The organism is Elstera cyanobacteriorum (assembly GCF_002251735.1).
GTDB classification, from domain to species: domain Bacteria; phylum Pseudomonadota; class Alphaproteobacteria; order Elsterales; family Elsteraceae; genus Elstera; species Elstera cyanobacteriorum.
On the sequence record NZ_NOXS01000031.1, the window covers coordinates 62,634 to 87,611 of the forward strand.

25 protein-coding genes are annotated in these 24,978 nt (G+C 61.9%); 8 read left to right on the forward strand and 17 right to left on the reverse strand.

The features are described from left to right. Nucleotides 1-46: 46 nt before the first annotated feature. The 5 genes from CHR90_RS07640 to CHR90_RS07660 form a co-directional block, all read right to left on the reverse strand. The gene (locus CHR90_RS07640) at nt 47-835 is read right to left on the reverse strand and encodes an SDR family oxidoreductase (RefSeq protein ID WP_094408403.1); all 789 of its coding nucleotides are present in this window, start codon (nt 833-835) and stop codon (nt 47-49) included. After that, nucleotides 832-1,242: a dihydroneopterin aldolase gene (locus CHR90_RS07645; RefSeq protein ID WP_094408404.1), complete on the reverse strand. Its 411-nt coding sequence runs from the start codon at nt 1,240-1,242 to the stop codon at nt 832-834. The genes CHR90_RS07640 and CHR90_RS07645 overlap by 4 nt, the downstream gene beginning before the upstream one ends. A gap of 38 nt (nt 1,243-1,280) precedes the next feature. Continuing rightward, nucleotides 1,281-1,961, reverse strand: a complete 681-nt coding sequence (locus CHR90_RS07650; RefSeq protein ID WP_170941337.1) for an alpha/beta hydrolase — start codon at nt 1,959-1,961, stop codon at nt 1,281-1,283. Nucleotides 1,962-2,022: 61 nt separating this feature from the next. Further along, the gene (locus CHR90_RS07655; RefSeq protein ID WP_141210905.1) at nt 2,023-2,556 is read right to left on the reverse strand and encodes a hypothetical protein; all 534 of its coding nucleotides are present in this window, start codon (nt 2,554-2,556) and stop codon (nt 2,023-2,025) included. A 22-nt stretch (nt 2,557-2,578) separates the two neighbouring features. Continuing rightward, nucleotides 2,579-3,115: a hypothetical protein gene (locus CHR90_RS07660; protein WP_094408406.1), complete on the reverse strand. Its 537-nt coding sequence runs from the start codon at nt 3,113-3,115 to the stop codon at nt 2,579-2,581. A 187-nt stretch (nt 3,116-3,302) separates the two neighbouring features. On the opposite strand from CHR90_RS07660, the gene CHR90_RS07665 reads away from it, so the two are divergent. Further along, nucleotides 3,303-4,745, forward strand: coding sequence for a catalase (locus CHR90_RS07665; protein WP_094408407.1), 1,443 nt, complete (start codon nt 3,303-3,305; stop codon nt 4,743-4,745). Nucleotides 4,746-4,771: 26 nt separating this feature from the next. On the opposite strand, the gene CHR90_RS07670 is transcribed toward CHR90_RS07665, so the two are convergent. From CHR90_RS07670 to CHR90_RS07680, 3 genes are all read right to left on the reverse strand, one after another. After that, nucleotides 4,772-5,893, reverse strand: a complete 1,122-nt coding sequence (locus CHR90_RS07670) for a glutathionylspermidine synthase family protein (protein ID WP_094408408.1) — start codon at nt 5,891-5,893, stop codon at nt 4,772-4,774. Then, complete coding sequence (locus CHR90_RS07675) at nt 5,893-6,621, reverse strand: DUF1190 domain-containing protein (protein ID WP_094408409.1); 729 nt, start codon at nt 6,619-6,621, stop codon at nt 5,893-5,895. The genes CHR90_RS07670 and CHR90_RS07675 overlap by 1 nt, the downstream gene beginning before the upstream one ends. A gap of 67 nt (nt 6,622-6,688) precedes the next feature. Further along, nucleotides 6,689-7,351 (reverse strand): DNA-3-methyladenine glycosylase family protein, encoded by a 663-nt coding sequence (locus tag CHR90_RS07680; RefSeq protein ID WP_094408410.1) that lies wholly within the window; start codon nt 7,349-7,351, stop codon nt 6,689-6,691. A 163-nt stretch (nt 7,352-7,514) separates the two neighbouring features. Between CHR90_RS07680 and CHR90_RS07685 the strand changes: the two genes are divergently transcribed. Continuing rightward, nucleotides 7,515-7,910 carry a DUF4170 domain-containing protein gene (locus tag CHR90_RS07685; RefSeq protein WP_094408411.1) on the forward strand — a complete coding sequence of 132 codons (396 nt, stop codon included), beginning with the start codon at nt 7,515-7,517 and terminating at the stop codon, nt 7,908-7,910. Nucleotides 7,911-8,094: 184 nt separating this feature from the next. Here CHR90_RS07685 and CHR90_RS07690 read toward each other — a convergent pair whose 3' ends face one another. Together CHR90_RS07690 and CHR90_RS07695 are read right to left on the reverse strand one after the other, a co-directional pair. After that, nucleotides 8,095-9,897 (reverse strand): monovalent cation:proton antiporter-2 (CPA2) family protein, encoded by a 1,803-nt coding sequence (locus CHR90_RS07690; protein ID WP_094408412.1) that lies wholly within the window; start codon nt 9,895-9,897, stop codon nt 8,095-8,097. Beyond that, the gene (locus CHR90_RS07695) at nt 9,897-10,667 is read right to left on the reverse strand and encodes a class I SAM-dependent methyltransferase (protein ID WP_094408413.1); all 771 of its coding nucleotides are present in this window, start codon (nt 10,665-10,667) and stop codon (nt 9,897-9,899) included. Before CHR90_RS07695 ends, CHR90_RS07690 begins: the two co-directional genes overlap by 1 nt. 214 nt (nt 10,668-10,881) lie before the next feature. Between CHR90_RS07695 and CHR90_RS07700 the strand changes: the two genes are divergently transcribed. Further along, nucleotides 10,882-11,439, forward strand: coding sequence for an HNH endonuclease (locus CHR90_RS07700; RefSeq protein ID WP_094408414.1), 558 nt, complete (start codon nt 10,882-10,884; stop codon nt 11,437-11,439). Here the strand turns inward: CHR90_RS07700 and CHR90_RS07705 are convergent. The 7 genes from CHR90_RS07705 to CHR90_RS07735 form a co-directional block, all read right to left on the reverse strand. After that, a complete protein-coding gene (locus tag CHR90_RS07705) occupies nt 11,436-12,449 on the reverse strand; it encodes a serine hydrolase domain-containing protein (RefSeq protein ID WP_212668646.1) in 1,014 nt (337 codons plus the stop codon). The two genes, CHR90_RS07700 and CHR90_RS07705, sit on opposite strands and share 4 nt — an antisense overlap. An 8-nt stretch (nt 12,450-12,457) precedes the next feature. Then, the gene (locus tag CHR90_RS07710) at nt 12,458-13,528 is read right to left on the reverse strand and encodes an anhydro-N-acetylmuramic acid kinase (RefSeq protein ID WP_094408660.1); all 1,071 of its coding nucleotides are present in this window, start codon (nt 13,526-13,528) and stop codon (nt 12,458-12,460) included. 70 nt (nt 13,529-13,598) lie between these two features. Next, nucleotides 13,599-14,705 carry a branched-chain amino acid ABC transporter substrate-binding protein gene (locus CHR90_RS07715; protein WP_308421773.1) on the reverse strand — a complete coding sequence of 369 codons (1,107 nt, stop codon included), beginning with the start codon at nt 14,703-14,705 and terminating at the stop codon, nt 13,599-13,601. A gap of 175 nt (nt 14,706-14,880) precedes the next feature. After that, nucleotides 14,881-15,153, reverse strand: a complete 273-nt coding sequence (locus tag CHR90_RS07720) for a DUF2798 domain-containing protein (RefSeq protein ID WP_094408416.1) — start codon at nt 15,151-15,153, stop codon at nt 14,881-14,883. Nucleotides 15,154-15,189: 36 nt separating this feature from the next. Continuing rightward, nucleotides 15,190-16,758 (reverse strand): DUF3369 domain-containing protein, encoded by a 1,569-nt coding sequence (locus CHR90_RS07725; RefSeq protein WP_094408417.1) that lies wholly within the window; start codon nt 16,756-16,758, stop codon nt 15,190-15,192. Continuing rightward, a complete protein-coding gene (locus CHR90_RS07730) occupies nt 16,758-18,077 on the reverse strand; it encodes an ATP-binding protein (RefSeq protein WP_094408418.1) in 1,320 nt (439 codons plus the stop codon). The genes CHR90_RS07725 and CHR90_RS07730 overlap by 1 nt, the downstream gene beginning before the upstream one ends. 100 nt (nt 18,078-18,177) lie before the next feature. Continuing rightward, nucleotides 18,178-18,996, reverse strand: coding sequence for a universal stress protein (locus CHR90_RS07735; protein ID WP_094408419.1), 819 nt, complete (start codon nt 18,994-18,996; stop codon nt 18,178-18,180). Nucleotides 18,997-19,308: 312 nt separating this feature from the next. Here CHR90_RS07735 and CHR90_RS07740 point away from each other — a divergent pair, with 312 nt between their 5' ends. The 5 genes from CHR90_RS07740 (at nt 19,309) to rodA (ending at nt 24,912) form a co-directional block, all read left to right on the forward strand. Next, a complete protein-coding gene (locus CHR90_RS07740) occupies nt 19,309-20,349 on the forward strand; it encodes a rod shape-determining protein (RefSeq protein WP_094408420.1) in 1,041 nt (346 codons plus the stop codon). Nucleotides 20,350-20,476: 127 nt separating this feature from the next. Then, a complete protein-coding gene (gene mreC, locus CHR90_RS07745) occupies nt 20,477-21,367 on the forward strand; it encodes a rod shape-determining protein MreC (protein ID WP_094408421.1) in 891 nt (296 codons plus the stop codon). Nucleotides 21,368-21,423: 56 nt separating this feature from the next. After that, on the forward strand, nt 21,424-21,879 hold the full coding sequence (mreD, locus tag CHR90_RS07750; protein WP_170941338.1) for a rod shape-determining protein MreD: 456 nt from the start codon (nt 21,424-21,426) through the stop codon (nt 21,877-21,879). Nucleotide 21,880: 1 nt separating this feature from the next. Further along, nucleotides 21,881-23,770, forward strand: coding sequence for a penicillin-binding protein 2 (mrdA, locus tag CHR90_RS07755; protein ID WP_094408423.1), 1,890 nt, complete (start codon nt 21,881-21,883; stop codon nt 23,768-23,770). Further along, on the forward strand, nt 23,767-24,912 hold the full coding sequence (rodA, locus tag CHR90_RS07760) for a rod shape-determining protein RodA (RefSeq protein ID WP_094408424.1): 1,146 nt from the start codon (nt 23,767-23,769) through the stop codon (nt 24,910-24,912). The genes mrdA and rodA overlap by 4 nt, the downstream gene beginning before the upstream one ends. Nucleotides 24,913-24,978: the final 66 nt, after the last annotated feature.

Below are 24,978 nucleotides of genomic sequence, written 5' to 3' on the forward strand. Positions count from 1 at the left end.
GGGATCATCCCCGGGGGCGGGGTGCGGCAGACTGTCCCTACGAGAATTAGCGCTGGTCTTCGGGGAGATCGGCCAGCCGCCCGCCGAGATCGAAGAACACGTCGCGCGCCCGGCCCATCAGGCTTTCGCCGCCGTCAACGGTAATGGTCTGACCGGTGAAACTCTCGGTCTCCAGAATGAAGCGGCAGGCGCGGGCGAGGTCTGCGACCGTGCTGCCGCGCCCCAGCGGCGTCGCTTGATGGGCGGTCGCAAAACTATCTTCCGTCTGCCGCCCGGAAATCAGCGTCAAGCCGGGGGAGACGGCGCCGACGCGGATGCGCGGGGCAAGCTGCATCGCCAGCATGCGCATCAGCCCCTTCAACCCAACTTTGCCTAAAGTATAGCTGAGAAAATCCGGGTTAAGATTATCGACCTTCTGGTCGAGGATCGCGATGATCACGCCGCTGTCGATATCTGGCTGGCGGGCGAAATCGCGCGATAGAAACGCCGGGGCGGCCAGGTTGACGGTCAGATGCGCGTCGAATAGCGGCCAATCCAGCGAATTCAGATGGTCGAATTCAAAGAGGGAGGCGTTATGGATCAACCCATCGACCGGCCCCGCTAAGGCACGGGCGCGCGGCAGCAGGGCTTCGATCCCGTCCCGCGTCGCAAGGTCGGCTTGCACGGCCCAAGCGGTGCCGCCCGCCGCGTCAATCTCCGCCACCACCCCAGCGGCTTCGGTTGCCGAGGCATTATAATGCACCAGGATACGATGCCCGGCGGCGGCTAAATCCTTCGCCAATCCAGCGCCGACGCGCTTAGCCGCGCCGGTGATGAGGATCGTCCGCGCCGTCATGCTAAAGGCTCTGGGCGGCGGCGGTAGAGTTCGACGCCGACCGCGTCGATCTCGTTAAAAATCGCGGTTTTCTGAACCGAAACCCGGCAGGCTTCGACGCGCGGCAGGCTGAAACAGAGGGCGACCAATTCTTCGGCCAGGGTTTCCAGCAGGTCGGTATGCGGGCGGGTCGGCCAGGCTTTTAGGGCGGCGCGCAGCGGGTCATAATCCATAAACACCGCGTCGGTCTCCGGGCGCGGCGAATGGGCGAACAGCTCGATCCGCACCCGCAGGGGATTAGGATGCTCGGCGAATTTTTCCCACGGGTGCAGACCGACGCGGGCTTCCGTGCGGATATTATCCAGCAGGATGCGCACGTAATCGCGGCTGGCGTCCCATAGCCCGGTGGGGGAGGATGCTTCTGTCATGGGGGAGAGCCTAGGCCGTCACGCGCGCCTGTCCAGCCCTAGGACGAGAGGCAGTGCTGAAGAAAGCGCTGGCCAGCTTCCAACCCGGCATCGTCGATGGAATGGCCGAGGCGCGGGCAGGTTAGGGTTTCCACCGGCACCCCGGCGGCGGCGAGCGTGGTTTCCGCCTTGGCGAGGCTGGCGTAGGGCACCACCGGGTCAGCGTCGCCATGCACCAGCAGCACCGGCGGCTTAGCGGTCAGGTCGGTCGCGAGGCTGGGCGGGTCGATCAGCATGCCGGAAAACCCAAGCACGCCCGCCAGCGGCACCGGGCGGCGCAGGGCGACGTGCAGGGCCATCATCGTGCCTTGGGAGAAGCCGACCAGGGCCAGTTTGTTGGCTGGCAGATCGAAGCGCGCCAGAATATCGTCGATCAGCTCGTTCAACACGGGGGCCACGGCATCAGCCCCGGTGCGGCGCAGCCCATCGGCCAGGGGCGCACCCGCCATAATCTCGCGTAGGGAGAACCATTGATAGCCCAGCGGCGACATTTCGCAGACGAAGGGCGCATCCGGCCCGATGAAGGCGGCGTGCGGCAGCGCTTCGGCCCAATAGGGCGCAAGCCCCAGCAGATCGGCCCCGTTCGACCCATAGCCGTGCAATAGCAGAACCGCTTGCTCCGGTTGGCCCCCGGCTTTCGGGCCGATCATCTGGATATTGGTAAAACGCCCGTCGGTCATGGCTGCGGTCCTTTGCACAGAATGCGGCGACGATACCGGCGGGCGCCGCCTAGGCCAAGGGTTAAGAGGCGGGGGTGCGCAGGGGCTTCAGGCCATCGATCAACCCGCTTGCCAAGCGTTCGCTGGCTGTTTTGAGGGCAATTTTTGTATCAAACCCGTTGGCGATTAAATGAAGCACTTCAGCCGCCTCAGCAGAATATAAAGTTTTTCCGGCACTGTTCGAGACAGTGGCCTTTAGAACCGTCGATCCGCCTGTAAGGGGATTCCATTTACGAACGGTAACATCAATGCGTGCTTTAAGAGGTGCGTCAGCGTTTTCGGCAACAACTTCAAGTTTTTCTTGTGAAAGCTTCCCGTTCAGTGCAGTTATGGCAATATTTTGATAAGCTTCAAGGTCAGCGGCAGGCGTTTTTGCGGTCACATCCTCAAAAGTTTCGATGACCTCAATTTTTAGGCTCGTTGCAAACTTGGAGGCGCCAGTCGGCACATCTGCGGCCGTCACCCCTTCCGGACGTGAGACGGAAGCGCAAGCAGCCAAAGCTAAAATGCCAACACTGATTACACCGAACTGTAGTGTTTTTGCGAAAGATCGCATCCCGATTTTCCTTCTTAGGGTGTTAAGAGGATTTACTAGCTCTAAGCTGGGCTAAAATCGCATCCGCGACCTGCTCGCTGCTTTTGCGCAGGGCGATGGTGGTGTTTCGGGTGGTCTTTGCCATGTAAAGCTCATCCGAGCCTTTGGCCGTCAGCAGCACGTCACCGGCGAGATTCAGAAGCTTTGCTTCTGCCGAGGCGCTAAGGCCGCCGACAATGGGGTCGTTTATCCGAACCTGAAGACGCAGACGCATCCGCAACGAGGCTTCAGCCGGCGCTGAGATGAGGTCCAGCTTTTCCGTCGCCAGTTTCTCTACCAGAGGGGCCATGGCGGCATTTACGTAACCGTCCAGTTCTTCTCGGTTGGTTTGCTGAGTAACGTCCTTCAGCGTGTGGATCATCTCAATCGTAATCTCCACAACCACGCGCGACGCGCCGGGCGGTAGAACCACCGGGGCGGCGACCGGACGGGGCGCGGCGGTCGTTGTGCAGCCCGCCAGGATCAGCCCTCCGAAAGCAAGAAGACCGCGTCGCGTCATACCAGTTGAATACGTCTGCATGGAGAGAGGTTCCTACAGCCGAAAGCTGTGGCATGCTTAACGGAGCAAGCGTCAAATCGCAAACATTTTAACAAAGTGTTAGTGATTGAGATTTGCTCAAAATCATAATTATAATAATTCTAATTGACTGAATGGACTGTCTCCGGCAGGCTGATCGGCAAGCAACCCACCCGTGGAGGAAGGCCCTATGTCCGATAAACCCGTGATGACCACCAGCGCCGGGGCGCCGGTATCCGATAATCAGAACAGCCTGACGGCGGGGCCGCGCGGCCCGGTGCTGATGCAGGATTATCAGTTGATCGAAAAACTTGCCCATCAGAACCGCGAACGCATCCCGGAACGGGTCGTTCATGCCAAGGGCTGGGGGGCGTTCGGCACCTTTACCGTCACGCAGGATATCACCCGCTATAGCCGGGCCAAGATTTTCGGCGCGGTCGGCAAGCAAACGCCAATGCTGGCGCGCTTTTCCACCGTTGCGGGCGAACAGGGCGCCGCGGATGCCGAGCGCGACGTGCGCGGCTTCGCCCTGAAATTCTATACGGAGGAGGGGAATTGGGATCTGGTCGGCAATAACACGCCGGTCTTCTTTATCCGCGACCCGCTGAAGTTCCCCGATTTCATCCATACCCAGAAGCGGCATCCGCGCACCAATCTACGCTCCAATACCGCCGCCTGGGATTTCTGGTCCTTAAGCCCGGAAAGCCTGCATCAGGTAACGATCCTGATGTCGGATCGCGGCCTGCCGGTCAGCCCGCGCTTCATGAATGGCTATGGCAGCCATACCTATAGTTTCTGGAACACGGACGGTGAACGGTTCTGGGTGAAGTTCCACTTCAAGACCCAGCAGGGCCATAAGACCCTGACCAATGCCGAAGCGGAGGCCGTGGTCGGCAAGAGCCGCGAAACCTATCAAGAAGACCTCTTCGGCAGTATCGAAGCGGGGGATTTCCCGCGCTGGACGGTCTATGTGCAGGTGATGCCGGAGTTGGAGGCGGAGAAAACCCCCTATAATCCCTTCGATCTTACGAAAGTTTGGCCGCATGGCGATTATCCACTGATCGAAGTGGGGGTGATCGAGCTGAACCGCAACGCCGATAATTACTTCGCCGACATCGAGCAGGCGGCCTTCTCCCCGTCCAATATCGTGCCCGGCATCGGCTTCTCGCCCGATAAAATGCTGCAAGCGCGCATCTTCGCCTATGCCGACGCGCATCGCTATCGCCTGGGCACCCATTACGAAGCGTTGCCGGTGAATGCGCCAAAATGCCCCGTGCATCACTATTATAAGGACGGGTCGATGCGCTTTTTCCGCAACGATGCGGGCAATCCCGATCTTTACTACGAGCCGAACTCCTTCGGCGGGCCGACGCAAGACCCGTCGGTGGCCGAACCGCCGCTGCGCATCTCCGGCGACGCTGCGCGCTATAACCACCGCGACGGCAACGACGATTACACGCAAGCGGGCAACCTCTTCCGCCTGTTGCCGGAGGGTGAAAAAGCCCGGCTGTTCCAGAATATTGCCGGGTCGATGCAGGGCGTTCCCCAAGCGATCATCGACCGGCAATTGGCCCATTTCGACAAGGCCGACCCGGCCTATGGCGCCGGGGTACGGGCGGCGTTGGGGCGGTAAACCGGCGGGGGAGCTTTTTGCTCCCCCTATCCCTCCATATAATGCGGCACAAACCGGCTGCTATTGCCAGTGATCGGCATCACATCCTCGCGGATGCCAAGGCCGCAGGCCTCGCTATCGACCATCCAGACGCCGAGAACCGGATAAGTGCCGTCAAAGCACGGCAGGCTGCTGCGGCTCTGCCAGACCATCGGGCCGTTTTCGAAGGGACCGCCAAGGGCGAGGTCCGCCGCGCCCGGACGGTCGAGGCGGACATTAGCCCCCTCGCGCCCCCAGATCGGCTTGCGCACGCGCGGGCTGGGTACAGCGTCCGGGTTAAACCCCGCCGGCAGCAGATTGGGATGCCCCGGGGCAAGTTCCCAGAGGGCGACCAGCAAGCCCTTACCCGTTAGCAGCAGCTTCCAAGCGGGTTCGATCCAGTGGGTTCCTGCATTGGCGATGTGGGCGGCGAAAGGTTCCGCCACAAGCCATTCCCACGGGTAGAGTTTGAACAGCGTCTCAATCGGTCGGTTTGCGGTATCGAGGAAGCGGTGGCCGTCCCAGCCGATTTGCTGGATGGGCAGGAAGTCGGCCTGCCGCCCGGCTTGCAGGGCGGTTTCCATCAGATAGGCTAGGGTCGTGCGGTCTTCTTCATCCTGAACGCTGGTGAAAACCGTCCGCCCGTTCGGGGCCGGTTGAGTGCCCCAGGCCTCGATGAGTGCTTCATGAATCCAGTTGAACTGGTCGTAGGCCGGGTGGACCGTCTCTTTCCAATCCCATTGGATAACGGCGGCTTCGAGCAGGCTGGTTGGCGTATCGGCGTTGTATTCCAGCAGTTTCGGCGGGCCGGACCCATCGAAATGAAAATCGAACCGGCCGTAGAGATCGCGCGCATCAGCCTCCCAACTGGCTTCGATCAGCGGAACTGCCGCCTCGGGGATCCCAAAACGGTCGTAATCGCCGCGCGTTACGATTCCGTCGGCAGCGGCGAGGGCGAGCGCGTGTAGTTCATTGGCCGCGCGTTCTAGGGTTTCGATCTCGGTGCCGGTGAAGGCATAGGCGACGCTTTCATCCCAATAGGGGATCCCGCCGATGCTATGGAACGTCAGGCCGAGGGCTTCGACAAGCCCAGGCCAGCCGGGGCGCGGGGTTTGCGGGACGCGGCGCATTAGCTTTTCGAACTAAGGGCAAATTGGCCCGCCGATTGCCCGAAGCCGCCGCGCTTCACATAGGCCACGGTTTTGGGCGCGAGCGCCTTGGCACCGGTCAGCCGTTGGGCGCTGGGAATATTACCGCTGGGGCGGTCGTATCGGATGACGTCGGCGATCGTGTCGATCATCACGCGGGCCGCATCGCTGCCGCAAAGCCCCAGGAACCCAGCGGGTGTTCCGTCAGTGCAGCGCAATCCGCCGCCATTGGGTGTCACCGAGCCGGGATAACTGGCGAAACGGGCGGTGCCGACATAAAAATTGCCCGCCCGGTCGAACCAGACCGGTAGACTGCGGGTGCCCGATCCCCGGGTCAGCAGCAGCACGCCATTCATGATCGGCGTGAAGGCTACAGGGGTTCGCGGCGGGTCGGTTTCGATGCAATTCGCGGCATCGGTTTCGCAGGCAGCCTGACCGGCGAAGGTCGGGGCGATGGTTTCATGCAGGGCGCGCGTATCGGCCAATAGGTCATCGCAGGTCGACAGGTCGAACCCCGCCACCGTGCAGGTGAACCGATTGTGGATCGGCAAATACTCCACCTGAAGATCACTGCCGCCGCTGGGGATCACCTGAAGAATGGCATAGGCCAGCGAGGCCATGAACACCGGACCCAGAATTGCGATCTGGACGATTCGCTTTTCGCGGGCGGCAAGATCGGCGGCGGGCGGAGTAAGGGACGGTTCGGTCACGGAAGTATGGGTGTTAGGAAAACTTTAACGAGTATAGCGGCCTACCGCGCGTCTTGAAAGGTGAGACTTAGCCCGCCTGTTCCTCGATCACCACCGCATCCCGATCCGTGCGATTGCGGTAGAGATGCCAGAGGAAATGCGCCGCCGCGCCGCGCATCGGGGCCAGCGGTTCGCCTGCCACACGGCGGGCTTTGCCAGTTGGGCGTTCCGGCAGGCCGCGCAGGTGACGGAAGGCTTCCATGACGGCAATATCGTCGGCGGGCCACAGGTCGGGGCGGCCGTGGGCGAACAGCAGATAGACCTCCGCCGTCCAGGCGCCGATGCCTTTGACGGCGGTGAGATGGGCGAGGGCGGCGTCATCGTCCATCCCATCGAGATCGTCCAGGCGCACGCGGCCTTCCGCAATCTCGGTGGCGAGGATCTTCGCATAGCGGATTTTTGCCGCCGAGAGGCCGCAGGCCCTTAGGGCGTCATCGTCGGTCGCTAGAACCTTGTCCGGTACCATCTCCCCCACCAGTGTCTTCATGCGGTCGCGGATCGTGCGGGCGGCGGTGACGGAAAGCTGCTGGCCGAGGATAATATCGAGCAGCGTCTCAAACCCCGGCTGCCAGCGCCGCAGGGTTGGCGCGCCGATGCGGGCATATTCGCGGGCTATATCGGCATCGCGCCCGGCGAGATAGTCGAGCGCGGCGACAAGATCGGCATCGGTTTTCAAACGGTCGGGCAGCATCGGGCGTTTCCTTCTTGTTCTTGTTTTTAGCAGAAGAAACGCCCGCTGTCCCCCCGTTTCTTGCGGCCATGCGCGGGCTGCGACCCTGGCGGCCTTGCCCCGGGCAGGCGGCGTGATTAGGGTAGCGCCAGTTTTCGCCGCATTGCACCAGGGAGCAGCACCTATGCCCAGCCGCTATTGGGTTGTCGGGGGTCAGTATACCGATACCGCCTTCACTGCCGTTGTCGCCGGAACCGAAGAAGAGCATATCGGCCCCTTTGCCTCCTACGATGAAGCCAAAGCCGCCTGGCAGGCGCGCGCTTGGGCGACGGTGGATAACTGCAATTTCCGCTTCCGCATTATCGAAGAGCCGGGCCCGAAGCGCGCCAAGCGCTATTGGGTGATCGGCGGCGATTATGTCGATACCGGCTTCCGCCAGTTGGTCGATGGTGCGCAGGAAGAACGCATCGGCCCGTTCGATACCTATGAAGGGGCGCATGCCGCATGGCAGAAGGCCGCTTGGTCCACCGTCGATAGCTGCACCAAGCGCTACCGGGTTGTCGAGGAAACGGTCGTTTAAACCTTCATCCTCATTGGCGTTGATCGTGACCGATCAACGCGGCCCTCAGGCGGCGGGCGGATTGCTCCGCAACCCTTGCCTTCCGCAGCACCCGGCACGTTTGACGTGCCAAGCACGTCAGGAGCTGCGCGGCGCAGTCGCGCCGATCCAAGGTACAATGAGTCAAGCTCATTGCACCTTGGTATTACCCCCGCCGGGACCGGCGTTCCGGCGGGGCATCGTTTTCGAACAGGTCCATCAGCTCGCGTGCGGCGTTTTTCGAGGTGCGGATCAACTCCGCCTCGTCCTGGAAAACGGCGAATTGGCGCAGGATCATCGCTTCGTCATGGTCGCGGAAGGTGCGGGCGGTGCGTTCGGCCTCCGCCGGTGTCATGCCGAGGGTGGTTAAAATCCGTTCGCCCATGACCAGCGAGGAATAGAGCGCCTCGCGCAGAACATTCTCCGGCGGCAACCCGGCTTCCATCAGCAGATAAACGTGACGGCGGTTGCGGGCGCGGGCATAGAGCGTGACATGGGGGAAATGCTGCTGCACCTCCGTCACCAGTTTCACGGCGGCGGCAATATCATCGAAGGCGATGACGACGACGCGCGCCTCCTCGATCCCCGCAACGCGCAACAGTTCCATCCGCGTCGGATCGCCGTAATAGACGTAATTGCCGTATTGGCGGATGAAATCCACCTGCTTGGCATTGGTTTCGAGGGCGGTATAGGGGATGCGCCGCGCGCTGAGCAGGCGGCCGACGACTTGGCCGAAGCGCCCAAAGCCGCAGATGATCACTTCCGGCGTTTCATCCGGCATCGCATCGAACTCGCGCGCCGCATCGGCTTCGACAAGGCGCGGCGCCACCCAGCGTTCATGGGCGGCAAACAGCAGCGGCGTTAGCATCATCGAACAGGTGACGATCAGCGACAGTTCCGCCGCATCCGCCGCCCCCATCACCTTATCGGCGACGGCCTGCTGAAACAGCACGAAGCCAAATTCGCCGCCCTGCGCCAGGGCAAGGCCGGTCTGGCGGGCGCTGGCGTCCTTTCGGCCCGTTCCGCGCAGGAGGGCATAGATCACCAGTGCCTTGACCGCCATCAGCCCCAGGATCATTAGCAGCAGGCGCACGGGCGATTGCGCCAGCAGATCGAGCCGCAGGCCCATGCCAATGGCGATGAAGAACAGCCCGAGCAACAGGCCCTTGAAGGGTTCGATATCGACCTGCAACTCGTGCCGATATTCGCTATCGGCCAGCAGCACGCCCGCAATGAAGGCGCCGAGCGACATTGATAGGCCCGCAGCATGCACCAGCGTGGCGGTGCCAACGACGACGAGCAGGGCGGTGGCGATAAAGATTTCGTGCGTCTTGGAGGCCGCGACCATGCGGAAGATCGGCCGGATCAGAAAGCGCCCGCCGAAGAAGACCAGCAGCAGCGCCAGCACGGCTTCCCCCACCGCGCGCCAGGGGTCGGCATCGGCGGTAGCGCCGCCGTCCGGCGCCAGCAGTGGCAGCAGGGCAACCAGCGGAATAATCGCGAGATCTTGGAAGAGCAGCAGGGCAAACCCGTCGCGCCCTGTCTGGGTCGGCAGCAGGTCGCGTTCGGCCAGCATCGGCAGCACGAACGCGGTGGAGGAGAGGGCGAGGCCGAAGCCGCCGATCACCGCAATCGGTAGGCTGAAGCCGATCAGCCCATAGCCGATCGCGGTCAGCGCCGTCGCCGTCACAAGCACCTGGGCGCCGCCGATGCCGAAAACGGCGTGGCGCATGACCCAGAGGCGCGACGGTTTCAACTCCAGCCCGATCAGGAACAGCAGCATGACCACGCCGAATTCAGAGATGTGCAACATCTCATCCACATCGGTCACGATTCCCAGCGCCGCCGGGCCGATGATAATGCCCGCCGCCAAATACCCCAGCACGGACCCCAGCCCAATTTTCTTAGCGACCGGCACGGCCAAAACCGCCGCGCTGAGCAAAATAACGATCGTAAACAGATCGCCCATCAGAGTTTCCAGCCGCTATGGATGGCGGCAATCCCCCCCGATAGATTGCGAATCTCAACCCGCTCGAACCCAACGGCCCGCATCCGTTCCGCCAATTCCTCCTGGGGTGGAAAGCGGCGGATGCTCTCGACGAGATATTGATACGACTCGCGGTCCTTGGCGATCAGCGCGCCCAGTTCCGGCAGCAGCTTGAAGGAGTAAAGATCGTAGATCTTATCGAGACCCGGCAGAATGACGTGACTGAATTCCAGACAGAAAAACCGCCCGCCGGGGCGCAGCACGCGGAAAGCATCGGCCAAAGCCTGATCGATATGGGTGACGTTGCGCAGGCCGAAGGCGATCGTATAGGTATCCACACTGCTATCGGGCACCGGCAGGCTTTGCGCGTCGGCAACGAGGTAGGAGAGATCGCCCTTGATCCCTTTGTCTAAGGCCCGATCCCGCCCGACCGAAACCATGCTTTCGTTAATATCGGCGATGGTCACCCGCGCCCCCGGCGCCCGGCCCAGAATGCGGAAGGCAATATCGCCGGTGCCGCCCGCCACATCCAGATAGCGGCGCCCATCGCGCGGGGCGACCCAATCGATGAGCGCGGCTTTCCACAGCCGATGGACGCCGAGGCTCATGGCGTCGTTCATCACATCGTAGCTGCTGGCGACGCTATCGAAGACCTGGCGGACCATGCCGGCCTTTTGCGCAGGATCGACGGGGCGGAAGCCGAACCAGCCGGCTTCGCGGCTGCTGGCGGGGGAGGGGGCGGTATCAGTCATGATCGCAGTCTAATGGGGTTTTGCCCGGCTGGGAACCGGCAGAAAGGTTAACCTTTCCGCTTGCGAAACGGCGCCCGCAGTTTGTGAATTTTTCGTGCCAACGTCGTTAAAGTCGGGCGGCGGGGTTGCCAGCGCCATACGGATGGGATACCTAAAAGATCACCAGGAATGACCGTTCCAGCGCCCGATCCGGGCCGTTTGGGAGACGTCGCGAATGTCGCATGTGCAGTGCCCCGCCTTGGTGTTGAACGCCGATTTTAGGCCGCTCAGTTATTTTCCCCTGTCGCTTTGGTCTTGGCAGGATGCGGTCAAAGCGGTGTTTTTGGATCGGGTCAATATTCTGTCGGAATATGACACAACGATCCGAAGTCCCAGTTTCGAAATGCGCCTGCCGTCGGTCATTGCCCTAAAAGATTATGTTCAGACGGCACGAAGGCCTGCATTTACCCGCTTTAATGTGTTCCTACGCGATGCCTTTAGCTGCCAATACTGCGGCGATCAATTTCCCACCCATGAATTGACTTTCGATCACGTCATTCCGCGTTCGCGCGGCGGGCGAACCTCCTGGGATAATGTCGTCACCGCCTGCTCGGCCTGTAATCTTAAGAAAGCCAGCCATCTGCCCCGGGAAATCCGCATGTTTCCGCTGGAACCGGCGCAAGAACCCTCCACCCATTTCCTTCAGGAACGCGGCCGCAAATTCCCGCCGAACTTCCTGCATGAAAGCTGGCGGGATTATCTCTATTGGGATACCGAGTTGGAAACGACCTAATTCGCAAAAATCCCCTGGACCAGATTGCCGATGCGTTGGCGGAACTGGTGGTGCGCCCGCACATCCGTGTGGCGGGTTGGGTGAACGCGGTTCCCCAGCAGCGCCCAGGTGATTCCCCGTTCCGTGTCTGCCCAAACGCCGGTTCCGGTAAAACCCGTATGGCCGACACTACGGGCGGAACTAAGGCCGCCGCCGGACCAGTTGAGGTGCCGAATCTGCCAGCCGAGGGCGCGGTCGTCGGTCTGTTTTTCCAGCATGGCGGCACGCGCCGCTGGCGGCAGCGCCGCCCCGAACACCAGCGCGTCGGCGCGGTTCAGCACTGCATCGAGCGTGCCGAACAGCCCGGCGTGCCCGGCAATCCCGCCGAGGGCGAAGGCGTTTTCATCGTGCACCTCGCCCTTGACCATCCGCCCGCGCCAGGAACAGGCTTCGGTTGCCACCGCTAGGCTGGGGCCGGGGGTAACGGCAAACCCAGCCTCCTCCGCCAGGGCTGCGAGGCTCTGGCCGGTCAGGCGCTCGATAACAATGCCCAGCAGAATGAAGTTGATGTCCGAATAGACAGACTCGCCAAAAGCCCAATCTTTTTGCAGCACTAACGCTTCCAGCCGCGCTTTGCCCTCGCCCCAGGTATAGATCGGTTCCACGGCGGGCAGGCCACTGGTATGGGTCAGGCATTGGCGCAGGGTGACCCGGCGCACCGGATGGTTGGGATCATATTGGTATACATCGGGCAGATGGGTCGCCAGCGGATCGTCGAGATCAAGCTTTCCGGCGGCGGCAAGCGCCAGGACTGCCGGGGTGGTCAGCAGTACCTTCGTTAGACTGGCGAGATCGAAGCGATGCTTGGGGGTCAGCCCCTCCGGCGTTGGTACCCGTTGGGCGAGGCCCAGGCAGGTCTGAAACCGCTCGCCGCCTTGTGTCCGCACCCCAAGCGCAAAACCGGACCCCAGTCCGCGCGAAAGCGCCTCTTCCAGCGCGAGGTTGAGGGGGGCGAAGCGGGGATCATTCATCGGGCGGCTCATGGGTTCGGGCGGTGCAACTCGCCGCCGCTCACAGGATAGCGGCAGCCGGTAGTGCCGGGAAGGCTGAGGATTTTACCCTGCACCGAGCGGATGGCGAGAAAGCCGAAGGCCTGCGCCTCCAGCGCATCGCCGTCCCAGCCTAAGGTTTCGACCGGCACCGCAGGCGCCCCAACGGCAGCCGCGATCCGTGCCATCAGGTGCCGATTATGCCGCCCGCCGCCGGTCACCAGCCAGCGGGTCGGCCATGTCGGCAGATGCGGCAGGGCGGCGGCGAGGCTTTGGGCGGTGAACTCGGTCAGCGTCGCCGCGCCGTCTTCGGGGGATAGTCCGGCAACGGCATCAATTGCCCAGCCGTTACGGTCCAGGGATTTCGGCGGTGGCGCGGCGAAATAGGGATGGTCGAGCAGCCGGGCGAGGGCAGTGGGATCGACCGCACCGCGCGCGGCGATGCGCCCCTCCGCGTCCCAGGTTTGATTGGTATGGCGGCTGATCCAATCGTCGATCAGCGCATTGCCGGGGCCGGTATCGAAGGCGAGCACCCGGTCGCCGTTAAGATAGGTGAGGTTACCGACCCCGCCGAGATTGAGCACGACGAGCGGCTGCGGCAGATCCTTGGCCAAAGCAGCATGGAAGATCGGCACCAGCGGCGCCCCTTGCCCGCCCGCCGCCAGATCGGCATGGCGGAAGCGGTTCACCACCGGCAGGCCGAGGCTGCGGGCTAGCCGGACGCCATCGCCCAACTGCCGGGTAAAGCCGCGTGCCGGGCGGTGCAGAACCGTCTGCCCGTGAAACCCGACAAGATCGGGGCGACGGCCGATCTTGGCCATGAGTTCGGTAACAGCGGCGGCGTTGCAGTCGGTTAGCCGGGCTTCTAGCGCCTCCAGTCCATCCTGCTCGGCCCGGTCCGGGTCATGAACCAGCGCCCGCAGGTCTTCGCGCAGATCGGCGGGATAAGGTTGGGTTAGGGCCGGGCCAAAGCCGGAAACCCGCTCCCCATCGCTGTCGATCCAGGCGGCATCCACCCCATCCAGGGCGGTACCACTCATCAAGCCAATCGCGCTGATCATCATCTTCCCAAAGAAAAACCCGGCAGCGTTGCCACTGCCGGGTCCATTCCAAAAAGTAACCCGCGTGGGATTACATTTCCGAATATTCGCCGTTCTTCCAAACGTACCAGACGTACTTGGAAACGGTCAGATCGCCCTTGGCATCGAAGGCCAGTTCGCCGATGACGGTCTGGAACTTGTTGCCCTTCATGGCCTTGGCCACATCGTCCTTCTTCAGCGACTTGGCGAGGTTAGCGGCCTGCGCCCACACTTCGACGCCCGAGTAGGACAGCAGCGTGTAGCCTTCAGGATCGTAACCGGTCGCCTTGAACTGCTCGACAACCTTAGCGGCGGTCGGGAACTTGCGGGGATCCGGATCGAAGGTCATCAGCACGCCTTCACCGGCGGCACCGGTGATCGACCAGAATTCCTTCGAGACGATACCATCGCCCGACAGGAAGGCGGCCTTCAGGCCCTGATCGCGCGACTGACGAACCAGCAGGCCCGCTTCGTTATGCAGACCACCGAAGTAGATGGCATCGATACCAGCCGACTTCATCTTCGACACGAGGGCCGAGAAGTCCTTATCACCGGTGGTCACGCCTTCGTACATGGCTTCCTTGAGGCCGGCGGCATTCATCGCCTTCACGGTTTCATCGGCCAGACCCTTACCGTAGGAGGTCTTGTCATGAATGACGGCGACCTTCTTACCGGCAAAATTCTTGGACAGATACTGGCCGGCAACCGTGCCCTGCTGGTCATCGCGACCGCAGACGCGGAAGACGTTACCGAACTTCGCCTTATCGGTCAGCGCCGGGTTGGTCGAAGCCGGGGTGATCTGGATGATCCCTTCTTCACCATAGACGTCCGACGCCGGGATCGAGACCGAGGAGTTGAAGTGGCCGAGAACGAACGGCACCTTCTTGGTCGCGAATTGGTTGGCAACGGCCACGCCTTGCTTCGGATCCGACGCATCATCGCCGAATTCGATCTTCACCTGACGGCCCAGCACGCCACCGGCGGCATTAATGTTCTTCACGGCCATTTCGGCGCCCTTCTTCAGCTGTTCGCCGAAGCTGGCATTCGGGCCAGTGAAGGGACCGGCAACGCCGATCGTAATGTCCTGCGCCAAGGCGCCCGTGGCGAGGGTCGCCGCAAAGGCCGCCGCAGCGACGTTCAAACCGAACTTCTTCATCATCCGAGTAAGTCCCCCTGTTTGGGTTAATACGCCCGGCTTGGTCTCTATCGGACCTTCGGCTCGGGCGACTGAGCGCAATCCTGCCCCAGCTTTTCGCGAAAGGCAATTTCGTAAAATTGCTCAATCACGAATAAATGCAGGTTATGGCCGGGGAATTGAACGGCACGCCAGAGGATTACGCCGCGCCGTATAACCGGGCAACAATCTTGCGGACCAGTGGCGCCACGACCAGCACGATGGGGAAGGCGATCGACCAGGAAACGGCCCAGGCCCCCAACCAGGTGACCACGGCCTCGCCCGGCGCGGCGGCGGCGACCGTAAAGCCGAGCGCCCGCAGCGTAGCGATGCCGGAGACGATGAAGGACATCATCCCCGAGAGCAGCAGGCCGAAGGTTATATGGATCAGACGGGCGCGGGTGGCGGGGGAGGCAGAGGCGGCGAGCGGCATGAACGATCCTAATTTAAGCCGTATTTGATATATAGCTTAACCTTCGACGACGCCCAGAAAAGCTGTGACGACATCCGGGTCGAAGTCGATATCGACGCGCGCCTTGATCCAATCGATGGCATCCTGCCGGTCCCAGGCTTCCTTATATGGGCGCTTGGAAGTGAGCGCGTCAAAGACATCGGCAACGGCGACGATGCGGGCGGAAAGCGGAATATCCTTGCCCTTGAGACCGCGCGGGTAGCCGGTGCCATTCCATTTTTCATGGTGGCCCAGGGCGATTTCTGCCCCGATGGAGAGGAAGGTCCGCCCGCGCAGGCGGCGGCTGGCCGTTTGCAGAATTTCGGCGCCTAAGGAGGCATGGCGGCGCATGGTCAGCCATTCGGTTTCGTTCAACCCGCCCGCTTTGCACAGAATATTATCGGGCACGCCGACCTTGCCGACATCGTGCAGGATCGAGGCGAGGCCGATCTTCTTGACCAGCACGTCATCGAGTTCGCCCAATGCCAAACCCCGCCGCTGCATTTCCAGCGCGATCTTATTGGTCATCAGTTCGACCCGGTGCAAATGATCGCCGGTGGTCGGATCTTTGAACTCTGCCAGCCGGGCGAGGGCGAAGACGGTGGCTTCCTGCGCCAGCCCGAGATGTTCCTGTAACAGAACATTGTCGTAAGCGATGGAGGCTTTGGCGCAGAAGAGATCGACCAGCCGATGATCAAGCGGGGAGAGCGGGCGGGTGGCTTCGATAAAGGCAACCGAGCGCACTTCGCCGCTGGCTTTGAAGAAGACAGCGCAATGATCGTCGAGATATTGGTTCGATCCGCGCGCAAAGGCCGAGACGATTTCATGCACGATGGTCGGGTGCGGAATTTCCGCCAGCCGTTTACCGGCCAGATCGGCGAAGCGCCCGGCTGCGGCGCGCACCACGGCTGTCGGGTCCGATCCTGGCAACTCGTCGCCCGCCGTGCAGAGGATCGAGCCGCCTTCCGCATCAAGCAAGGCATTGATCTGATCGAGAATTCCTGCGAGGAACGCATCGGTCGAGCGCAACTCGAACAGGCTGGTTGAAGCCTCTAAAACCTTCTCGAGCCCCTTGCGGCCTTGCTCGATGGCAACAAGGTCGCGGTAGCTGCGCAGGGCGGCGACGATGGTGGTGAACAGCTTTTGGGCGGTCAGTTCCGCCTTCGATTTATAGTCGTTGATATCATATTCGACGATGACGGTTTGTTCTGGCGCCATGCCGGGTTGGCCGGTGCGCAACACGATGCGAACATTCTCGTTCCGCAAATCCTGACGGATCTGCCGCACCAGCGTCAACCCGGCGTCGTCGGTCTCCATCACCACGTCTAGCAGAATGACGGCGATATCGTTGCTTTGGCTTAGCAGCAGCCGGGCTTCGGCGCCGGAATAGGCCGACAGAATTTCAAGCGGCCGACCTTCGAAGCTGAAATCCGATAGCACCATGCGGGTAACGCGATGCACATCCGGCTCGTCATCCACCACCAGCATTCGCCAGGGTTGAACCAACCGAGGGCGCTTGCGCCCGGGTTCGGGGGTATCGTCGGCGAACAGCAGTTCATCGTCTGGATTTAAATCAGCGGGTGCCATCAGTCGTCCCCCTCCCCAACGTCACGCCCCGCATCGCTTCCCAAGGCTTCAAACTCGGCGGAAGCGTCCTTCGGTCGGTCGGTCTGGGCCCGGTCTGGGGCGGTCAGCGGCAGGATCAGCGTGAAGGCCGTTCCTACATCCACCGCGCTCGTGCAGCCAATCCGCCCACCCAAGGTCTGCGTGACAATATTATACACCAAATGTAGCCCTAATCCCGTGCCGCCTTTGCCGCGTTTGGTGGTAAAAAACGGGTCAAAAATACGCGGCAGATGCGAAGGGGGAATCCCGCAGCCATCATCCTTGATACCGATAATGACGTTGCCGCCTTTGCTTTCGACCGCGATTTCGACCATTCCGTCGCGGCGGGTCTCGTCATAGGCGTGGGTCAGGGCGTTGAGGATAAGGTTGGTGATCACCTGCCCCAGCGGGCCGGGAAAACTATCCATCTCGGCATCGCGGAGGCAGGTAAACTGCACCTTCTGAGCGGCTTTGCGCAGGCGGGGACTAAGGCTTGAAATCAGGTCTTCGATCAATTGCCCGACGCTAAAGCTGCGGCGCACGGCGCTGGTTTGATCGGCGGCGACCTGTTTGAAACTATGCACGAGTTCCGCCGCCCGCCCGAGGTTGGCGGTAATGATCTCCGCCCCTTCGGCGACCGTCTGCAGAAAACTACTCAGGTCCGAGCGCTTTAGCCCGCCGCCATCGACTAACCCCTGAAACCCGCGCGCGCGTTCGGTCAGATGGGTCGCAGCCGTGAGGCCGATGCCGAGTGGCGTATTGATTTCATGGGCGATGCCCGCAACCAATTGGCCAAGGGAGGCGAATTTTTCTGCCTGCACCAAATCGCCTTGGGCGGCGCGCAAGAAACTAAGCGTGGATTCGAACTGCTCCAGCGTGCCGCGCAGCAGATCAATCCCAGGCACGAAACCGGAGTAGTGCCCCGTCGCCGGATCGGTGGTGATGACGCCATAGGTCAGCGCGCGCGGGTACCGTTCCGCCACCATGCGGCTGACGGTTTCAAGCGGCATATCATGCGGCAAGATCAGCGGGCGCGGGTCCATCGCTGTGCCGACCATTTCCTGAAGATTAGCGCGGGCAGCCGAGCGGGAGAGCAGACCGATAGGCTTTCGGGCTAGAAGGACCGGCAGCGCCCAAACATCCGGCAGTCCATCGAACTTCAACAGGGCGGCGGTGCAGGGCAGTTTGGCCGAAAGCCCCTCCAGCGACCGCGATACCCGGTCGAGACACCAGGTATCGGCCATCGGCGGCGGCGCCGTTCCAGAATCGGACGGCGGGGGTAAGGAGGTTGCGACGCTCATACCCGCACCCTAAAGCGGATTTCGTGAAGAATTCGTGATGATCGCGACACGAAACCCGCCTTTCCCCAGAAGGTTAAGACATTTTTACCCCCATCCCGACTTAATGGGCGAAGAAGACCGGGATTTTGGCGTGGTTCAGGATATGCACCGTCGCCCCGCCGAAAATCATCTGGCGCAGGCGGCTTTGGGTATAGGCGCCCTTGATCATCAAATCGCAGCCTAGGCGTTCGGCCTCTTCCAGCCAAACGGCGCCCGCGTTGCGCTCCCCGACCTGCATATGGGCATAGGTTGCCCGCAGATCATGCTTTTCCAGATAAGCGGCGACATCGCGCGCCGACGGTCCAGGCACCATGCCGCTATCGACGGAGATAATGTGAATTTCTTCGGCTTTGCGCAGCAGCGGCAACGAAAAGGCGAGGGTGCGCGCCGTTTCCGACGATCCGTTCCAGGCGATCAGCACGCGCTGGCCATCGGTTTCCGGGAGGGTCGGCGGTGCCATCAGGATCGGGCGACCGGTTTCGAACAGCGCCGCTTCCAGCATGATTTCCGGCTCGGCCGACCCACCAACATCGGGCCGGGCGACCACGGCGATATCGAAGAGACGCCCGGTCGCGGCAATCGCATCGGCGGAGGGGCCTTGGGCTTCGATCCAATCGGCTGTGAGTTTTTCGGCCCCGATATGCGCCTCGAACAAGCTCTTCAATTTCGTCAACCGTGCCGTGCCATCCTGTTGCAGCCGGTCGAGATATTCTTGACTCAAGGCGAGGCCGAAGTCGCCCGACGGGACGAAACTTTCAAAGGCGGGGCGGATGGCAAGACCGGTCACACGCCCGTCAAACCGGCGGGCGAGGCGGGTTGCCTGGGTCAGCACCGGTCCGGCGGTCTGTTCCGTCCATAAAATTGCCAGAATTGCACGCATATCCTATCTCCTTTTGCCCGGTGAGGCCCCGGAGCACCGCCGAATTGCATCGGGGGGCGTTTGCGGGGACCGGCCGTATCGAAAATGATCCTGCCCGAAATCGCGGGCGGTAAAAAGGCATTGCCGCAACCGCAGCAATCGGCGTAAACCAAAGGGCGCTGGCGGGGGGTGTTCCGCCCGCTGTCATGGTGACATCTCTGCTTGGATGGGTTTTAGCCGTGTCGGTGCCAAAAGCATCGCTGCGGATAGCCTTTCCGTTACGGTAGGGCGGAACCGGCAAGGTCTGAACCGGCAAGGTCTGACAAGGGTCATATGTTTAATCGAATCCTCGGCTGGATGTCCGCCGACATGGCGGTGGACTTAGGGACCGCAAATACCCTGGTCTATGTGAAGAATCGCGGAATCGTGCTGAACGAGCCGTCGGTGGTGGCCATCGCCAATGTGCGGGGCAAACGCCAGGTGCTCGCGGTCGGCGACGAAGCAAAGCTGATGCTGGGCCGCACGCCGGGGAATATCCAGGCGATCCGCCCCCTGCGCGACGGCGTTATCGCTGATTTCGAGGTGGCGGAGGAAATGATCAAACATTTCATCCGTAAAGTGCATCGCGGTAGCCGCTTTGCCAGCCCGAAGATCATCATCTGCGTGCCTTCCGGCTCCACGGCTGTCGAGCGCCGCGCAATCCAGGAAAGCGCCGAAAGCGCGGGCGCCCGCCAGGTGTTTCTGATCGAAGAACCGATGGCGGCGGCCATCGGCGCGGGGTTGCCTGTCACCGAACCCACCGGCTCGATGGTCGTCGATATCGGCGGGGGCACCACGGAAGTGGCGGTCCTGTCGCTCGGCGGTATCGTCTACGCCCGTTCGGTTCGCGTTGGCGGCGATAAGATGGACGAAGCCATTATCGCCTATATCCGCCGCATGCATAATCTTCTCGTCGGCGAAGGTTCGGCGGAGCGGATTAAGAAAGAAATCGGCTCGGCCTGCCCGCCGGAAGACGGCGAAGGCCGTTTGATGGAAATCAAGGGCCGCGACCTGATGAATGGCGTGCCGAAGGAATTGATTATCTCTGAACGCCAGATCGCCGAAAGCTTGGCCGAACCGGTAAGCCAGATCGTCGAAGCCGTTAAGGTCGCGCTCGAACATACGGCGCCGGAACTGGCGGCGGACATCGTCGATAAGGGGATCGTGCTGACCGGCGGCGGGGCGCTGCTGTCGAACCTCGATCTTGTGTTGCGCCATGCGACCGGCCTGCCGGTGTCCATCGCCGACGATGCCCTTTCCTGCGTGGCCCTGGGAACGGGTCGTTGCTTGGAAGAAATGGGTACGCTCAGAAATGTGCTGAGCACCGCCTATTAATCGTGTAGTCTTGCCGTTAAGGCTTCGTTAGCAAAGAGGATCGGGACGGAATGTCGGCTCGGCCTAAGGGGAAGAATAACCAGAACCGCTCTGTTGGCCAGAGCGGCGCCCGCTGGACTCTCCCCCAATGAAGCCCCGGGTTGGGTCTGTTTCGCGGCTTGCCGCGCCGGTCCGGGCTGCGCTGCACCGTTTCGCCTTCGCATCGTTGGTTGGTGCCAGTTTTTTGCTGCTGGTCATTCAGCGGGCCGAAGTGCCGGTTCTTGAAAAGCTGCGGGTTGCAACGGTCGATTTCTTTGCCCCGGCGGTCGATTTCATCGCCTCCCCCGTGACGACGGTGACAGAGGTTGCCGATGATTTCCGGTCGATCCTGAACCTGCGGGCCGAAAATGCCCGGCTGCGGGAAGAAGTCGAGCGGCTGCGGCAGTGGCGCGATGTAGCGCAGCGGCTGGATGTCGAAAACCAATCCCTAAGGTCCGTTGTCAATTATGCCCCGCCGCCGGGCGGGAGGCAGATTACGGGCCGGGTGGTTGCCGATGCGGGCGGCGCTTATGTTCGCAATTTGCTGATCGCGGTCGGCGCGTCGCAAGGTGTGGTGCGCGGGCTCGCCGCCGTCTCGGGCGAAGGGTTTATCGGCCGGGTGACCGATGTCGGCGAGCGGACGACGCGCGTGTTGCTGATCACCGACTTGAACAGCAAAATCCCGGTTTCCGTCGGTACGCGAGGCGAGCGTGCCGTGCTGGCGGGTGATAATAGCGCCCTGCCGCGCCTTTTGTATCTGACCCAGGAAAATACCGTGGCGCCAGGGGATCTGGTCGTTACCTCCGGGCACGGCGGTTTGCTGCCCCCCGGTTTGCCCATTGGGGCGGTTGAGACCGTGTCCGACCGTGGCGTAACCGTGCGCCCATTAGCCGATTGGCAACGGCTGGAACATGTGCGCTTGCTCGATTACGGTTTGGCGCAGACCAGCGATATTCCGGCCCCGGCCCCGCCCGCGCGTACCGTTACGACACCGCGATGATCCCGTCCGGGCTTCTCCGTACCTGGGCGGCCATAAGTAAGGTCACGCCGGGGGCGATGACCTTTCTATTTGCGCTGCTCTCGGTCGTGCCGGTACGCATGCCGGAAGGCTTGACGGTCACCCCGTCTTTGTCCTTGATGGCCGTGTATTACTGGACCCTCTATCGCCCGGACCTGATGCCGCCCGCGCTCATTTTCCTGATCGGTCTTGTGCAGGATGTGGTGAGCGGGGCCTACTTGGGGATGACGCCGCTGCTGCTGCTAGGAACCTATTCCTTCGCCGTTTCGCAGCGCCGCCTGTTTCTAGGGAAGCCCTTTGCCCTGGCCTGGGGTGGTTTTCTACTGGTGCTGTTGGGGACGACGAGCATGTCGTGGATCATCGTATCGCTGATTACCCGAACCCCCGTACCGCTGTTGCAGCCAGCGCTGCAATTCGGCACGACGCTGCTTTTGTTCCCGCTGGTCGTTTGGCTGTTCGTCCGTACCCATCGTCGTCTGTTGCCGGGGCAATAGGATGGGACGGCGGCAGCGGGATCAGGAGCGCGAACGGCTATTTACCCGGCGGTCGCTGCTGCTCGGGCTGGGGCAGGCCTCGCTGTTCGGCGCGCTCGGGGCACGGCTCTATTATCTTCAGGTCGTCGAGGCCGATAAATACGTAACGCTGGCCGAAGATAACCGCATGAACATGCGGCTGTTGGTGCCGCCGCGCGGGCGCATTCTCGACCGGTTTGGCGAGGTACTGGCGACCAGCCGCCTGAATTACCGGGTCGTGTTGGTGCGCGAACAGGCCCCGAATGTCGAAGCGACGCTGGATGCCATTGCGCGTCTGATCACCGTCAGCGAGGCCGACCGCCGCCGCGTGCTGCGCGATGTGCGCCGCAAGCGCGCCTTTGTTCCCGTCATGGTCCGCGAGGATCTGAGCTGGGAAGAGGTGGCGCGGATGGAAGTGAACGCCCCCGATTTGCCGGGCGTCTCCATCGACGTTGGCCAAAGCCGCCTTTACCCGCATACAGAGGCGGTGGGGCATATTCTTGGGTATGTCGGCGCTGTCTCGGAGGTTGATCTAAAGTCGGGCAATGGCGATCCGTTGTTGGAACTGCCGGACTTCCGCATCGGCAAGAATGGGATTGAAAAGACCCATGATCAGGCCTTGCGCGGCGTTGCGGGCGCCAGTCAGGTCGAGGTCAATTCGGTCGGCCGGGTCATCCGCGAACTCAATCGCGACGATGGCCGCCCAGGGCGTGACGTGGAACTGACCATCGACATCGCCTTGCAGGAATTCGTACGCGAGCGGGTGGGGGAGGAAAGCACCGCCGCCGTTGTCATCGATTGCCGCAATGGCGAGATTCTCTCGCTGGTTTCCGCGCCGGCCTTCGATCCAAATCTCTTTTCAACGGGCCTTAAGGCAACTGATTGGGAGGAGTTGCAGTCCCACCCCAAAACACCGCTGACCAATAAGGCGGTGGCCGGCCAATATTCCCCGGGTTCGACGTTTAAGATGATCACCGCGCTGGCGGCGCTGGAAGCGGGTGTGATCACGCCGACACAAACGGTGAATTGCCCCGGCCATTTCGAGTTGGGCGAGCGGCGCTTTCACTGCTGGAAGTATAAGGGCGGGCATGGGGCGTTGAATTTGGCAGAAGCCTTAATGCAATCCTGCGACGTTTACTTTTACGAAATCGCCCGGCGTATGGGCATCGACAAGATCGCCGATATGGCCTTACGGCTCGGGCTGGGGGGGGTGCAGGGGATCGAGCTGCCGGGGGAACGTCCGGGGCTGATCCCGACGCGCGCGTGGTACCAGCGTCGACGGGGTACGAGTTGGCCGCAGGGCGAAACCATCAATGCCTCCATCGGCCAGGGGATGATTCTGGCGACGCCGTTGCAATTGGCGACAATGACGGCGCGCGTCGCCTCCGGCCTCGCCATTACCCCGCATCTTACCCGGAAAATCGGCGGGCGCGCCCCGCAGGACCGGGCGCATGCCGATCCGGCCTCCCTCGGTCTTAATCCGCAGCACTTGGCCCTCGTGCAAAAAGGCATGGGGATGGTCACCAACGATCAGCGCGGCACGGGCTATAAGGCGCGCATCACTGAACCTGGTTTGGAAATGGCGGGCAAAAGCGGCACCGCCCAGGTCCGCATCATCAGCAAGGCCGAACGCGACGCCGGGGTGAAGAAGAACGAAGATCTGCCCTGGCGCTTCCGCGATCATGCGCTATTCGTCGGGTTTGCACCGGTCAATAACCCGCGGTTCGCGTGTGCGGTTGTGGTTGAACACGGGGGCGGCGGCAGTTCGGTCGCCGGGCCGATGGTGCGCGATATTTTGCTGGAAACCCAGAAGCGCGATTTGGAAAAACGCTTGGCGGGCTGCCCGACCTGCGGTGGGGAGCATCGGGGATGAGCTTCGGGCTGAACCGGCAGGAGTTAACCCTCAGCCAAAAACTATGGCAGGTGAACTGGGGCATCGTCCTGCTGCTTACCGCGCTCGCTTGCGTCGGCTTCGCCATGCTCTATTCGGCGGCGGGCGGGTCGCTTGAACCCTGGGCGCAGCGCCAAATGGTGCGCTTTGCTATGGGTTTCGTGCTGATGATCGCCGTTGCCCTCGTCGATATCCGCTTCTGGATGCGCTGGGCCTATGTGCTCTACGCCGCGACGATGGTGATGCTGGTGGCGGTGGAACTGCAGGGCCGCGTTGGCATGGGGGCGCAACGCTGGCTGGATTTCGGCTTCGTCCAGTTGCAACCGTCGGAGCTGATGAAGATCATGCTCGTACTGGCGTTGGCAAAACATTTCCATTCGATCCCGCTGGAGCGGATGGGCCGGATTTCCGCCTGGGGACCGGCTGCGGTGCTGCTGGCGCTGCCGGTCGCCTTGGTCGTCAAGCAGCCTGACCTCGGCACCTCCTTGATGCTGATCATGGGATCAGCGGCGGTCGGCTTCATCGCCGGTATGCGCTGGTGGAAGTTCGCCCTCGCTATCGCAACAGGCGCTGCTGCCGCGCCCATCGGTTGGAATTTTTTGCGCGATTATCAAAAAGAGCGGATTCTGACCTTCCTAGACCCCAGCCGCGACCCGTTGGGCGCCGGGTATCATATCACCCAATCGAAGATCGCCTTGGGGTCGGGCGGGGTCGTGGGCAAGGGGTTCATGCTCGGCACCCAAAGCCACCTTAATTTCCTGCCCGAAAAACAAACCGACTTTATCTATACGATGCTGGCGGAAGAGTTCGGGATGATCGGTGCGGTGACCCTGCTGGGCCTCTACACGCTGCTCATTCTCTACGGCTATGCTATCGCCTTTCGCTCCACCACGCAGTTCGGGCGCTTGGTCGCGGTGGGGATCGTCACGCACCTGTTCCTGTCAGTTTTCATCAACTGCGCGATGGTCATGGGTATGATCCCGGCGAAGGGCGTACCGCTGCCGATGGTCTCCTATGGCGGCTCGTCGATGCTGGTGACCATGCTGGGTTTCGGGCTGCTGATGATGGTCTGGGTGCACCGCGACACGCAGCTAAACCGCGGCGGTCTGGCCGATAGCGATTAGCTTTTATGACAACTCGGGGGAATCCAGCGGTTTTTACCCCTTGTCGATGGCCGGTTGGGTCGGTAT